The following is a 12,244-nucleotide window of genomic DNA, read 5'->3' on the forward strand; positions in this document are numbered from 1 at the left end:
CTGCGCGTCACGGAACGAGCTTTTGCACCACCCGAACCACACGCTTCACAGATGCACTATCAAATAGGCGCGGTGAGAAATAGGTGCCAGCCGCGCGTTTGTTGATTTCCGACATCACCGGGTAAGGCACGACCATGCCCGAGATCGCGCTCATCTTGAGTTTCGAGGCGATGGCCAGCGACCAGAGCCCGATGTGCTCACCCGCATCCGCCCCCACGATGGTGGCCCCGACAGGCCGCCCCTTGACCACCATCACCTTGATGAACCCGGCGCCGCGCCCGGTGGCGATGGCCCGGTCGATGGCGGCAAAGCCGATCCGCGCAACCGTCAGCCGGTCGCCATAGGTCTCGCGCGCTTCGGCCTCGGTCGGGCCGATCTGGGCAAGCTCGGGGTCGGTATAGGTGGCGCGGGGGATATGGGCGGTGGTGGCCTTTGCGGGCAGCGCGAACAGCATCGAGCGGATGATCACCCCGGCATGGTAGCCCGCCAGATGGGTGAATTGCAGCCCGCCCGCCGCATCGCCGATGGCAAAGACCCGGCGGTTCGTGGTTCGCAGCCTGGCATTGACCTTGATTCCTGTGCCGGTGGTCTCGATCCCGGCCTTGTCGAGGTCCAGACCCTCGGTCACCACCTTGCGCCCGACCGCGACCATGAGGTGCGAGCCGGTGATGACCCGCCCGTCCTGCGTCACCAGTTCGACGCCGTCATCGAGTTTGCGCAGGCGCACCGCCTTGGCCCCTTCTTCGATTGTGACGCCCTCGGCCCGGAGCGCGTCGAGCACCAGCGCCGCCGCCTCGGGGTCTTCCCGGCCCAGCGCGCGTTCGGCCTCGATTACCGTCACCTCGGCCCCGAGCCTGCGATGCGCCAGCGCCATTTCGACCCCGACCGGCCCGCCACCCAGCACGATCAGGTGCCCGGGCGCCTGGGCCAGGTCGAAAATGGTTTCGTTGGTCAGGTAGGGCACGTCCTCGATACCTGGAATCGGCGGCACGAAGGGCACCGATCCGGTGGCGATGACGATCCGGCGGGCGTGCACTTCGGTGTCACCGACCGTCACGCTGCGCCGCCCGGAAAAGCGCGCCGCACCCTTGATGACGGTAACGCCCAGTTCCTCGAACCGCTCGACCGAATCGTGCGGCGCGATGCTGGCGATGGTCTCGCGCACATGCTCATGCGCCGCGCGCCAGCCCATGCCGGTGGCGGCGGCATGCAGCAGCGCCTTGGACGGCACGCAGCCGGTATTGAGGCAATCGCCGCCCATCGCGCCCTTTTCGATCAGCACCACCCGCGCGCCCATCTGGACCGCGCCTGCGGCCACCGACAGCCCGCCGGACCCCGCCCCGATGATGCAGATGTCGGTCTTGATGGCCTTGCTCATGCCCGGGCCTCGCGGCCCATGAGCTTGAGCGCGATCGGCAGCGTGGCCAGGGCGATCAGGCCGATCAGGGGCCACAGGATATGCGGCTCGAACAGCACGCCCAGGTCGGGGCGTTCGCCGCGCGCCAGCACGTCGCCCAGCCCCGCCCCGATCGAGGTATAGACCAGCGCCCCGGGCAGAATGCCCAGCGCCGTGGTGATGACGAACCGATAGAGCGGCACGTTCAGAAAGGCCGGCACCACGTTGGCCACGAAGAACGGCACCGCAGGCACCAGCCGCATCAGGAACAGCACCGACCACTGATTGTCGTCGATCCCGCGCTTGAGCCGCCTGACCGCGCCTTCGCCGGTGTCGATCCGCGCGGCAAGCTGGGCGCCAAAGCCGCTGCGCGCGGCGCTGAAGATCAGGATCGCGCCCATCGTGGCCGCCGCGGCGTTGATCAACGCCCCGGGAAACAGCCCGAACAGAAAGCCGCCGGTCAGCGTCGCAACCGTCGCGCCGGGCAGCGAGAACGCCACGATGGCCACATAGGCGGTCATGAACAGCAGCATCGTCAGGGCCATGTTCGCATCGCGATAGGCCAGGAGCGTCTCGTGATGATCGGCCAGCGCATCGAAGCCCAGCCGGTCGCGCAGGAACACGAGGCCAAGCACCGCAATCACCATGATCGCGACGAAGGGCGCACGTCGCGCCAGGGTTTGGGGCTTGTCCTGCATGTCATCTCCGTTTGCCGGTCAACATGCGGGGCCGCGCGGCATATTCCCACCCCCATCACGCCCGATTGATCCGGCGGGACGTTTTGTTACAACCGGCGGACCGGCTGGCAGAACAGGGACGGAAAATCCCGCATCCGGGTTTGACTTGCCGTCCGCACCCGCCTATAGGACGGGCTTCGAATGTAACGGCCCCCGAATCCACCGGGGTTCTCGGGCTGCGATGAAAACCACGGAGACGGGCGATGAAACGCACCTTTCAACCATCGAATCTGGTCCGCAAGCGCCGTCACGGCTTTCGTGCGCGCATGGCGACCAAGGCCGGCCGCAAGATCCTGAACGCGCGTCGCGCCCGGGGCCGCAAGTCGCTGAGCGCGTAAGCGCGCAGGCCAGCCCAATCGGTATGAAACCGCCGGAGGCCCCCATGAACGGCAACAGCGCCGGGCATGAGGACAGGCCCCCGGCGGTTTCCGTTTGTCTCGAGACCATCAGGAAACGCGCGGATTTCCTTGCCGCCGCCCGGGCGCGCAAGCAGCCGATGCCGGCGTTTCTGCTCCAGGCCCGCGACCGGCACGATGACAGCGCCGCGATCCGGGTCGGCTTTACCGCCTCGAAGAAAGTCGGCAACGCGGTCGCGCGCAACCGCGCCAAGCGCAGGCTCAGGGCGCTTGCCCGCGCCGCCCTGCCCGGCCACGGCCAGCCCGGCTGGGATTACGTGCTGGTGGCACGCGCCGGCGAGACCGTCAGCCGCGACTTTGCCGCTATGCAGCACGACCTTGAGCGCGCCATCGCCAAGGTGCATGCGCCGCGAAAGCCGCACAAAGGCACTTGACCGCGGCGGCGCGTTCCATGAAAATCGTTTATCGCTATATTTGCATATTCAGACCATCGACCGGTTAGGGAGGACTGCGCATGGCACTTGAACTCAACGGCAAGACCATTGAGACCACCGATAGCGGCTATCTGGTCAATCACGACGACTGGTCCGAAGACCTCGCCCGTGCGATGGCCGCCGCCGAGGACATCGGCGAGCTGACCGAGCGGCACTGGGACGTGATCAACTATCTGCGGTCCGAGTATTTCGACAACCGCGAGAATCAGCCCAACACCCGCGCCATCATCAAGGCGATGAGCGACGAATGGGGCGAGAAGATCAAGCAGGGCGACCTCTATGCTCTGTTCCCGCTCGACCCGTCGAAACAGGGCGGGCGCATCGCCGGCCTGCCGGAAAGCCGGCGCAAGGGCGGCTACTGACGCCAGCGGGCGCGCGCACCGCGTCGCGCCCGCCTCTGGCCCCGCCTGCGGTGGCACCCTATATCCCTGCCATGTCGCCGCTCGCCCATATCCTCGCCCTGCCCGTGCGCGCCTACCGGCTGCTTCTCAGCCCCTGGGTGGGGCATTCCTGCCGCTACCAGCCGACCTGTTCGGCCTACACGCTCGAGGCGCTGGAGCGGCACGGGGCGTTCAAGGGCGGCTACCTCTCCGCCAAACGCATCCTGTCCTGTCACCCGATGGGCGGGTCGGGCTACGATCCGGTGCCCGGCGCCGACCCGGAGCACGACCACAAGCCCTGACATCCTGTTGCGAAACCGCCACGGCTGCGGCGGGATGTCGCAGGTTTTTCTTGCCATATGCCCGCAGCACGGTAGAAACGCGCCGTCCCACACAAGCAAAGGAGGGCGTGACATGATGACCAGCACCAGCACCGCGCACCTCCGTGTCGGAAACCTCGGCCTCGGCTGGGCCTGTCTGCATACCCAGACCGCCTAGACACCAAGCGCCAACGCCCTTTCGGGCTTCCTTTCAGACACATGACGTCCCGCCCGCGCCCATTCGCGCGGCGCATCCTCCATTTCTTTTGACAGGGGCCCGGCATCTGCCGGGCGAAACAATGACCCGTATTGAACCCATGCCAGCGGAGCTTTCAGCCCGCCATCTGCTCGACCGGGCACTCGATGCCCACGGAACCTGGGCGACCCTGCGCGCGCTTGTCGCCGCGATGTTCGCCCGCCGCCGCCGCCCCGGCGTGCCGAACGGCCTCGGCGACCACCTGCGGCGCGACCTGGGTCTGCCGCCCGAGGCGCAATCGCCACGCTACTGGGACATCCGCTGACGCGGGTGTCCCTCCCTTTCCCCTTGCATCATGCCGCTTGCCCGACCGCCCCGCCCGGCGTAAACCGCGCCCATGTTCGATGAAACCGACGACATCCACCCGCTGTTTCAGGGCGCGCCCGCGACCACGGAGTTCAAGAAACTCCGCAAGCGGATCGTGCGCAACGTGCGCGAGGCGATCGACCAGTACGCCATGATCCAGCCCGGCGCGAAATGGATGGTGGCGCTGTCGGGCGGCAAGGACAGCTACACGCTTCTGGCGGCGCTTTTCGAACTGAAATGGCGCGGGCTGTTGCCGGTCGAGCTTCTCGCCGTCAACCTCGACCAGGGCCAACCGGGCTTTCCCGCGACCGTGCTGCCCGAGTTTCTAGAACGGATGCAGGTGCCGCACCGGATCGAATACCAAGACACCTATTCCATCGTGATGGACAAGGTGCCCGAGGGCCGCACCTATTGCTCGCTGTGTTCGCGGCTGAGGCGCGGCAATCTCTATCGGATCGCGCGCGAGGAAGGGTGCAGCGCCGTGGTGCTCGGCCACCACCGCGACGATATTCTCGAGACCTTCTTCATGAACCTGTTTCACGGCTCGCGGCTGGCCACGATGCCCCCGAAACTGGTCAACGAAGAGGGCGATCTCTTCGTCTACCGCCCGCTCGCCCATGTCGCCGAGGCCGATTGCGCGCGCTTTGCCATCGCGATGAACTACCCGATCATTCCCTGCGATCTCTGCGGCTCGCAGGACGGGATGCAGCGCCAGCAGGTCAAGGCGATGATCGACGAATGGGAACGCCGCAGCCCGGGTCGGCGGCAAAAGATGTTCCGCGCCCTGATGAACACGAGGCCGTCGCATCTGCTCGACCCGAAGCTGTTTGATTTTCAGGGGCTAGTCACGTCTGCGCCCGACAATCCGGCGGAAAGTTCGCCCCGTTAACCCTTGCTTGACGTCCATGGTTTAGCGTCGCTCCGGTAGGCACCCGTCTCTTGCCGGTTGGAGGGCGCATGGCGCACAGGACCAGACCCAGCTTTGCCGCGCTGCGCAACTCGGCGCGCACCGTGCTCGTCGGCCCGCAGCTTGCCGCGTTTCTGCCGGCGATCATGTTGGGGGCCTACTGGTTCGGCGGCGAAGGCGTCCTGCTGACCGTCGCGGTGATCTTTCCGGCCCTGATGGCCTTCGCCGGCCTTGTGACGCGGCCAAACACCCGCCCCGGGCGGCGCGACGGCACCACCGGCCTGCCCGACCGGCAGGCGCTGGTGCACCACGTCGACGCCGCCTTCACGCCGGGGGCAACGGCGGACGGCGACCTGCGAATCTGCCTTGCCCTCGAAATCGACGATATCGCGCGATTGCGCGACACCTATGGCCCCGAAGGGCTTGAAAAGATCCTGCGCGCCGCAACCGTGCGCCTGCGCGACACGCTGCGCGAATCCGATTTCATCGCGTCTCTGGGCCGGGCAAGGTTCGGCATCGCGCTGGGCAAGTCACCGCGCGTCGACCTGGAAACCATGCTGCAACTGTCGGCCCGTTTGCAGGACGCCTTCGCCGCGCCGATCATGGTCGACGCCGCCCGGGTTGCGGTGACCGCCTCGGTCGGCTTCGCCCTGCCCTCCCGTGTCGCGGCCCAAACCGGCGAAGCCTTCGTAGGTGCCGCCGAAAGCGCGCTGGACGAGGCGCGGCGCGCCGGCCCCGGCTCGGTTCGGGCCTTCGCCAAGGGGATGCGGCCATGGGTCGAACTGCCGGAGAATATCCTCAAGGATGTCGTTCATGCGCTGGAGGCGGGCGAAATCCAGGCATGGTTCCAGCCGCAGATTTCAACCGACACCGGCGCCCTCTCGGGGCTCGAGGCGCTGGCCCGCTGGCAGCACCCCGCCAAGGGTCTGGTTGCCCCCGGCGCCTTCCTGCCCGCCATCGCCGAGGCGGGGCTGTTCGAGCGTCTGGGCGAGATCATGCTGTTCCAGAGCCTGTCCGCCATCCGCGAATGGGACCGCGCCGGTCTCGAGGTGCCCGCCGTCGCGGTGAACCTGTCATCCGACGAACTTCAGAACCCGAAACTGTTCGACCGGATCCGGTGGGAGCTTGACCGCTTCGACCTCGCCCCGAACCGCCTGACACTCGAGGTGCTGGAGGATGTCGTCGCCCGCTCCGACGACGACGCCATCACCCGCAACATCGCAGCCCTGTCGCAGCTTGGGTGCGGCATCGACCTCGACGATTTCGGAACCGGACATGCCTCGATCGCGAACATCCGCCGTTTCGCCGTCAGCCGGATCAAGATCGACCGCTCCTTCGTCACCCATGTCGACACCGACCGCGACCAACAGAACATGGTCGACGCGATCCTGACCATGGCCGACCGACTGGGCCTCGACACCGTCGCCGAAGGTGTCGAGTCGCACGGCGAACACGCGATGCTTGCGCAATTGGGGTGCCGCAACGTCCAGGGCTATTCGATCGCCAAACCGATGCCGCCCGGAGACGTCGCCGCCTGGGTCCGCGATCACCGGCAAAAGCTTGTGCGGCCACCACAAATCCCGCATGGCGCCGCCTGACGCGTCAGTCCCAGCCCTGAACAAACAGATCGAACACGGCCCGAACCCCGGCGCGAACCCCCAGACATCCCGCGTCCGACCGAACCGAAACAGGGAAAATCGCTTGACCTTCCTGCCCGTGGCCTGTTGAACCACCGTGACCTGAAAACGACGTGGTGGGCCACGATGGAAAACCAGAACAAGAACCTCCTTCTGGCAACGGTGCTGAGCTTTCTGGTGATCACCGGCTGGATGATCCTGTTTCCGCCGGCCGAACCCGAAGTGGCGCCGCAGGCCACGGCCCCCGGCGCGACCGCGCCCGGGGATGCGACGACCCCGTCGACGGCACCCACCGTTGCCGGCGAATTGGCCGCCGCACCGGTGAACGACCGGGCCGCCGCCCTGGCCGAGACCGTGCGCATCCCGATCGAAACCCCGGACCTCGCCGGCTCGGTGTCGCTGATCGGCGGCCGGATCGACGACTTGCACCTGAAAGCCTACCGCGAAACCATCGACCCCAAGTCCGACACCGTCACCCTGCTCACGCCGGCGGGCACCGACCACGCCTATTACGCACTCTACGGCTGGGCCCCCGGCGGGGCGCTCGAGGCCGCCGACGTTCCCGGCGCGGCCACCGAATGGGAACTCGTGGAAGGCGAAACCCTGACCCCGGACAGCCCGATCACCCTGGCCTGGACCAACGACCGCGGCATGACCTTCCGGCGCACCATCGCCGTCGACGACAAGTTCATGTTCTCGGTCACCCAATCGGTCGAAAACGGCTCCGACGAGATCCAGCGCCTGGCGCCCTACGGCATCATCGCGCGCCACGGCGAACCCGACGATCTCATGGGGTTCTTCATCCTCCACGAAGGGGTGATCCGCCAGGCCGACAACGAACTCGCCGAAATCGACTACGACGACGCCGCGGATCTGGCCATCGACCCGCGCGAGGCCGCCCATGCCGAAGCCGTGCCGGTCAGCCAGAACGGCTGGATCGGCTTCACCGATCACTACTGGATGACAACGCTGATCCCGGCGCCGGGCCAGCCGTTCACCAGCGTGGTGAAATGGGTGCAGGGTGCGGATATCTACCAGACCGAGGTGCGCCTGCCGACCGTCGAGCTTGCCCCGGGTGCCAGTTCCGAAACCACGACGATGCTGTTCGCCGGGGCCAAGGAATGGGACACGATCCGCGATTACGAGAAAGACCTGGGCATCTACCGGTTCATCGATTCGATCGACTGGGGGATGTTCTTTTTCCTGACCAAGCCGATGTTCGCGGTGCTGCACTGGCTGCACGGATTCATCGGCAACATGGGCTGGGCGATCATCGGCCTGACCGTCATCATCAAGATGATCCTGTTCCCGCTGGCGCGCAAATCCTACATCTCGATGGCCAGGATGCGCGAGCTTCAGCCCGAGATGGAGAAGATCAAGGAAAACGCCGGCGACGACCGGACCAAGCAGCAACAGGCGATCATGGAGCTCTACAAGCGCGAAAAGGTGAACCCGGCCTCGGGCTGCCTGCCGCTGCTTTTGCAGATCCCGATCTTCTTTTCACTCTACAAGGTGATCTTCGTCACCCTCGAATTGCGCCATCAGCCGTGGATCGGCTGGATCCAGGACCTGTCCGCGCCTGACCCAAGCTCGATCCTGAACCTGTTCGGCCTCCTGCCCTATGCCGCGCCCGGCCCGGAAAGCTGGTTTTACTTCTTCTCGCTCGGCGCGATGCCGATCCTGCTCGGTATCTCGATGTGGATGCAGCAGAAACTGAACCCGGCCCCCACCGACCAGACCCAGGCAACGATCATGGCCTGGATGCCCTGGGTATTCATGTTCATGCTGGGCCGCTTTGCCTCGGGCCTGGTGCTTTACTGGATCTCGAACAACCTGCTCACCTTCATTCAGCAGTATTCGATCATGCGCCTGCACGGGCACAAACCGAACGTTTTCGGCAACATCATCAAGTCCTTCAAGCGAAAGCCCAAGGAAAAGGACGCCAAGTGACCGCGTTCGCGACGCGCCGGGTGACCCAGTGAGCGGGCCGATGCCCTTCCCGCTGGCCGAGCCGCCGGATGCCGCGGCGCGCGAGGCCGGGCGGCTTCTGTTCGCGGCCCCGACCGAGTTTCTCAAGGGCGTGGTGGCGATGGACGGCCTGCCGCCGGGCGACCGGCCCGAGGTCTGTTTCGCCGGGCGTTCGAACGTCGGGAAATCCTCGCTGATCAATGCGCTGACCGGGCGCAAGGGGCTGGCGCGCGCCTCCAACACCCCGGGCCGGACGCAGGAAATCAACTTTTTCACCACCACCGGCGGCCCCTACCTGGTCGACCTGCCGGGCTATGGCTATGCCAATGCGCCGGTGGCGGTGGTCGAGAAATGGCAACGACTGCTCAAGTCCTACCTCGCCGGGCGTGCCACCCTGCGCCGGGCCTTCGTGCTGATCGACGCCCGCCACGGGGTGAAGGCGGTCGACGACGAGATCATGGCGTTGCTCGACCGCGCGGCGGTGACCTTCCAGGCGGTGCTGACCAAGGCCGACAAGGTCAAGGACAAGGACCGCGACACGGTTCTGGCCCAGGTGCGAACGGCGCTGGCCAAACATCCGGCCGCCTACCCCGAACTGGTGCTGACATCGTCGGAAAAAGGCGATGGCATCGAGACGCTGCGCGCCATCATCGCCGCGCTGGACTAGCCGCAGTCGGCTGGTTACACCATTGCGGCGCATCCCGGGGACCAGCCGATGAGAAAGCAGACCATGAACCGAGATTGGATCGCCACCGCCCGCACGCTGAACGAGGCGCTGCCCTACCTGCAGCGCTACGAGGGCGCGACGGTGGTCATCAAGTTCGGCGGCAACGCCATGGGCGACGACAACGCGATGGCCAGCTTTGCCCGCGACATCGTGCTGATGCGCCAGGTCGGCGTGAACCCGGTGGTGGTGCACGGCGGCGGACCGATGATCAACGAGATGCTGAAACGGCTCGACATCAAAAGCGAGTTCGTCGGCGGCAAGCGGGTGACCGACGCCGCCACCGTCGAGGTGGTCGAGATGGTGCTGGCCGGGCGCGTCAACGCGCGCATCGTGCAGGCGATCAACGACGCTGGCGGAAAGGCGGTCGGGCTGTCCGGCAAGGACGCACGGCTGATGATCTGCGACCAGACCAATCCCGACCTGGGCTTTGTCGGCACCCCGACCGAGATGGACCCCTCGGTGCTGACCAAGCTGTTCGAGGCCGAGATGATCCCGGTGATCGCGCCGATCGGCATGGGCCGGTCAGGCGAGACCTACAATGTGAACGGCGACACCGCCGCCGGCGCGATTGCCGGCGCGCTCAAGGCTGATCGGCTGTTGCTGCTGACCGATGTCGAGGGGGTCAAGGACGCCACCGGCGCGGTGCTGACCGAATTGACCTCGCAGCAGATCATGGACCTGACCGCCGAGGGCGTGATCTCGGGCGGCATGATCCCCAAGACCGAGACCGCGCTGATGGCCATCGACGCCGGGGTGCGCGCCGTGGTGATCCTTGACGGGCGCGCGTCGAATGCCTGCCTGCTTGAGCTTTATACCGAGCACGGCGCCGGCTCGATCATCCGAAAAGGCTGATGGACCCGGGCGCCGACGCCGCGCGGGTCGATCTCGAATTGCTCGGGGGTGCCCCCGATGGCGATGACACGATTCTGCTGCTCGGCCCGCGCGAACCCGGTTTCTGGCCCGCCTTCACCGCGTCGTCCGAGTATGCCGACGGGGCGCCCGACCCGCTTGACCGCTGGTCGAAACGGCTGATCTGGGCGCTGGCGCGGGACTGGGGCGGCACGGCGGTGTTTCCCTCGGACGGGCCGCCTTACCCGCCGTTCATCACCTGGGCTCTGGCGTCAGGCCGGGCCTGGGTGTCGCCGGTGGGGCTGCTGGTGCATGACCGCCAGGGCCTGTGGCTGAGCTTTCGCGGCGCGGTGCGGTTGCCCGGCCGGCTTGATCTGGCAACCGGCATCCGCCCCTGCGACACCTGCAAGGGCCAGCCCTGCCGCACCGCCTGCCCGGTCGACGCGCTGAAACCCGATGCCTACGACGTCGCCGCCTGCCGCGCCTTTCTCGACACGCCCGCCGGGCACGACTGCCGCGACAAGGGCTGCGCGGCGCGGCGGGCCTGTCCGGTCAGCCGCGCCTATGGCCGCGATCCGGCTCAATCCCGATTTCACATGAAAGCGTTTCACCCGAAATGACCCTGCGCCTGATCCTGACCCGCCACGCCAAATCCGCCTGGGACGACCCCCGGATGGACGATCACCACCGCCCGCTGAACGACCGGGGCCGCGCCTCGGCGGACGCCATCGGCAAATGGCTGGCATCCCGAAACGAGGCGCCGGATTCGGCGCTGGTCTCGTCGGCGGCGCGCACCCGCGAGACCTGGGCGCGGATCGCCGCACAACTGCCCGCCCCGCCCGAGGCCACTTTCCGCGATGACCTTTACCTTGCCGACGCGTCGCAGATGCTGGCGGTGCTGCGCAAGGCGACCGGGGCAACGGTGATGATGGTCACGCATAACCCCGGCACCGCGTCCCTGGCACGCGCCCTGGCCATCGCGCCGCCCGAGGATGCGCGCTTCTGGCAATACCCGACCGCCGCGACCACCGTGTTCGAGTTCGACCTCGGAACCTGGGCCGACATCGCGCACACCACGGGGCGGATCACCGCATTCGTGGTGCCGCGCGACCTGCTTGCGGGCCGTTAGAGAATCTGGCTGAGGAACAGCTTGGTCCGCTCCGACTGCGGGTTGTTGAAGAACTCGGTCGGCTCGTTCTGCTCGACGATCTGGCCGGCGTCCATGAAGATCACCCGGTTCGCGACCTTCTCGGCAAAGCCCATCTCGTGCGTCACGCAGAGCATGGTCATGCCCTCTTCGGCCAGCTCGATCATGGTGTCGAGAACCTCCTTGATCATCTCGGGGTCAAGCGCCGAGGTCGGTTCGTCGAACAGCATGATCCGCGGCTTCATACAGAGCGAGCGCGCGATGGCGACCCGCTGCTGCTGCCCGCCCGACAACTGGCCGGGGAACTTGCGCGCCTGTTCCGGGATCTTGACCTTCTCGAGGAAGTGCATCGCCGTTTCCTCGGCCTCCTTGCGCGGCACCTTGCGCACCCAGATCGGGGCCAGCGTCAGGTTTTCCAGCACCGTCAGATGCGGGAACAGGTTGAAATGCTGGAACACCATCCCGACCTCGGAACGCACCTTGTCGACGTTCTTGAGATCCGAGGTCAGCTCGATCCCGTCGACCACGATGGACCCCGTCTGGTGTTCCTCCAGCCGGTTGATGCAGCGGATCAGCGTCGACTTGCCCGAGCCCGAGGGGCCGCAGATCACGATCCGCTCGCCCTCGTAGACCGTCAGGTTGATGTCGCGCAGCACGTGAAAGCTGCCGAACCACTTGTTCATGTCGGTGATCTCGATCGCAACCTGATCGGACACGTGCATGTGCGACCGGTCGATTTCGCGGTCAGTCTGCGTTTGTGCCAT

General features: G+C 66.5%; 15 protein-coding genes. 12 read left to right on the forward strand and 3 right to left on the reverse strand.

All coding sequences use genetic code 11. The annotated features are described in order from the left end of the window. Positions 1 to 7 precede the first annotated feature (7 nt). The gene (locus tag FVF75_RS13780) at positions 8 to 1,378 is read right to left on the reverse strand and encodes a dihydrolipoyl dehydrogenase family protein (protein WP_148378966.1); all 1,371 of its coding nucleotides are present in this window, start codon (positions 1,376 to 1,378) and stop codon (positions 8 to 10) included. After that, entirely contained in the window at positions 1,375 to 2,094 is a 720-nt protein-coding gene (locus FVF75_RS13785) for a TVP38/TMEM64 family protein (protein WP_148378968.1), read from the reverse strand. Before FVF75_RS13785 ends, FVF75_RS13780 begins: the two co-directional genes overlap by 4 nt. Positions 2,095 to 2,336: 242 nt before the next feature. Between FVF75_RS13785 and rpmH the strand changes: the two genes are divergently transcribed. The 12 genes from rpmH to FVF75_RS13845 all read left to right on the forward strand — a co-directional run bounded on the left by rpmH (position 2,337) and on the right by FVF75_RS13845 (position 11,462). Next, positions 2,337 to 2,471, forward strand: a complete 135-nt coding sequence (gene rpmH, locus FVF75_RS13790; RefSeq protein WP_012177012.1) for a 50S ribosomal protein L34 — start codon at positions 2,337 to 2,339, stop codon at positions 2,469 to 2,471. Positions 2,472 to 2,494: 23 nt separating this feature from the next. Next, positions 2,495 to 2,923: a ribonuclease P protein component gene (gene rnpA / locus FVF75_RS13795; RefSeq protein WP_148378970.1), complete on the forward strand. Its 429-nt coding sequence runs from the start codon at positions 2,495 to 2,497 to the stop codon at positions 2,921 to 2,923. Between the two features lie 80 nt (positions 2,924 to 3,003). After that, a complete protein-coding gene (locus FVF75_RS13800; RefSeq protein WP_148378972.1) occupies positions 3,004 to 3,345 on the forward strand; it encodes a TusE/DsrC/DsvC family sulfur relay protein in 342 nt (113 codons plus the stop codon). Positions 3,346 to 3,416: 71 nt separating this feature from the next. Beyond that, positions 3,417 to 3,665, forward strand: a complete 249-nt coding sequence (yidD, locus tag FVF75_RS13805; RefSeq protein WP_148378974.1) for a membrane protein insertion efficiency factor YidD — start codon at positions 3,417 to 3,419, stop codon at positions 3,663 to 3,665. A gap of 317 nt (positions 3,666 to 3,982) precedes the next feature. After that, positions 3,983 to 4,204 (forward strand): hypothetical protein, encoded by a 222-nt coding sequence (locus tag FVF75_RS13810; RefSeq protein WP_148378976.1) that lies wholly within the window; start codon positions 3,983 to 3,985, stop codon positions 4,202 to 4,204. A gap of 72 nt (positions 4,205 to 4,276) precedes the next feature. Continuing rightward, on the forward strand, positions 4,277 to 5,134 hold the full coding sequence (gene ttcA, locus FVF75_RS13815; RefSeq protein WP_148378978.1) for a tRNA 2-thiocytidine(32) synthetase TtcA: 858 nt from the start codon (positions 4,277 to 4,279) through the stop codon (positions 5,132 to 5,134). 68 nt (positions 5,135 to 5,202) lie between these two features. Continuing rightward, complete coding sequence (locus tag FVF75_RS13820; RefSeq protein ID WP_148378980.1) at positions 5,203 to 6,750, forward strand: putative bifunctional diguanylate cyclase/phosphodiesterase; 1,548 nt, start codon at positions 5,203 to 5,205, stop codon at positions 6,748 to 6,750. A gap of 165 nt (positions 6,751 to 6,915) precedes the next feature. Beyond that, positions 6,916 to 8,739 (forward strand): membrane protein insertase YidC, encoded by a 1,824-nt coding sequence (gene yidC, locus FVF75_RS13825; protein WP_148379104.1) that lies wholly within the window; start codon positions 6,916 to 6,918, stop codon positions 8,737 to 8,739. Positions 8,740 to 8,779: 40 nt separating this feature from the next. Then, positions 8,780 to 9,424, forward strand: coding sequence for a ribosome biogenesis GTP-binding protein YihA/YsxC (yihA, locus tag FVF75_RS13830; RefSeq protein ID WP_148379106.1), 645 nt, complete (start codon positions 8,780 to 8,782; stop codon positions 9,422 to 9,424). Positions 9,425 to 9,472: 48 nt separating this feature from the next. Next, positions 9,473 to 10,336, forward strand: coding sequence for an acetylglutamate kinase (gene argB / locus FVF75_RS13835; RefSeq protein WP_148378982.1), 864 nt, complete (start codon positions 9,473 to 9,475; stop codon positions 10,334 to 10,336). Next, complete coding sequence (locus FVF75_RS13840) at positions 10,336 to 10,953, forward strand: ferredoxin (RefSeq protein ID WP_148378984.1); 618 nt, start codon at positions 10,336 to 10,338, stop codon at positions 10,951 to 10,953. Before argB ends, FVF75_RS13840 begins: the two co-directional genes overlap by 1 nt. Further along, the gene (locus tag FVF75_RS13845) at positions 10,950 to 11,462 is read left to right on the forward strand and encodes a SixA phosphatase family protein (RefSeq protein ID WP_148378986.1); all 513 of its coding nucleotides are present in this window, start codon (positions 10,950 to 10,952) and stop codon (positions 11,460 to 11,462) included. Before FVF75_RS13840 ends, FVF75_RS13845 begins: the two co-directional genes overlap by 4 nt. On the opposite strand, the gene FVF75_RS13850 is transcribed toward FVF75_RS13845, so the two are convergent. Then, positions 11,459 to 12,244 (reverse strand): amino acid ABC transporter ATP-binding protein, encoded by a 786-nt coding sequence (locus FVF75_RS13850; RefSeq protein WP_148378987.1) that lies wholly within the window; start codon positions 12,242 to 12,244, stop codon positions 11,459 to 11,461. The two genes, FVF75_RS13845 and FVF75_RS13850, sit on opposite strands and share 4 nt — an antisense overlap.

Origin of the sequence: Maritimibacter fusiformis (assembly GCF_008086115.1) — a bacterium.
Taxonomy (GTDB): Bacteria; Pseudomonadota; Alphaproteobacteria; order Rhodobacterales; family Rhodobacteraceae; genus Muriiphilus; species Muriiphilus fusiformis.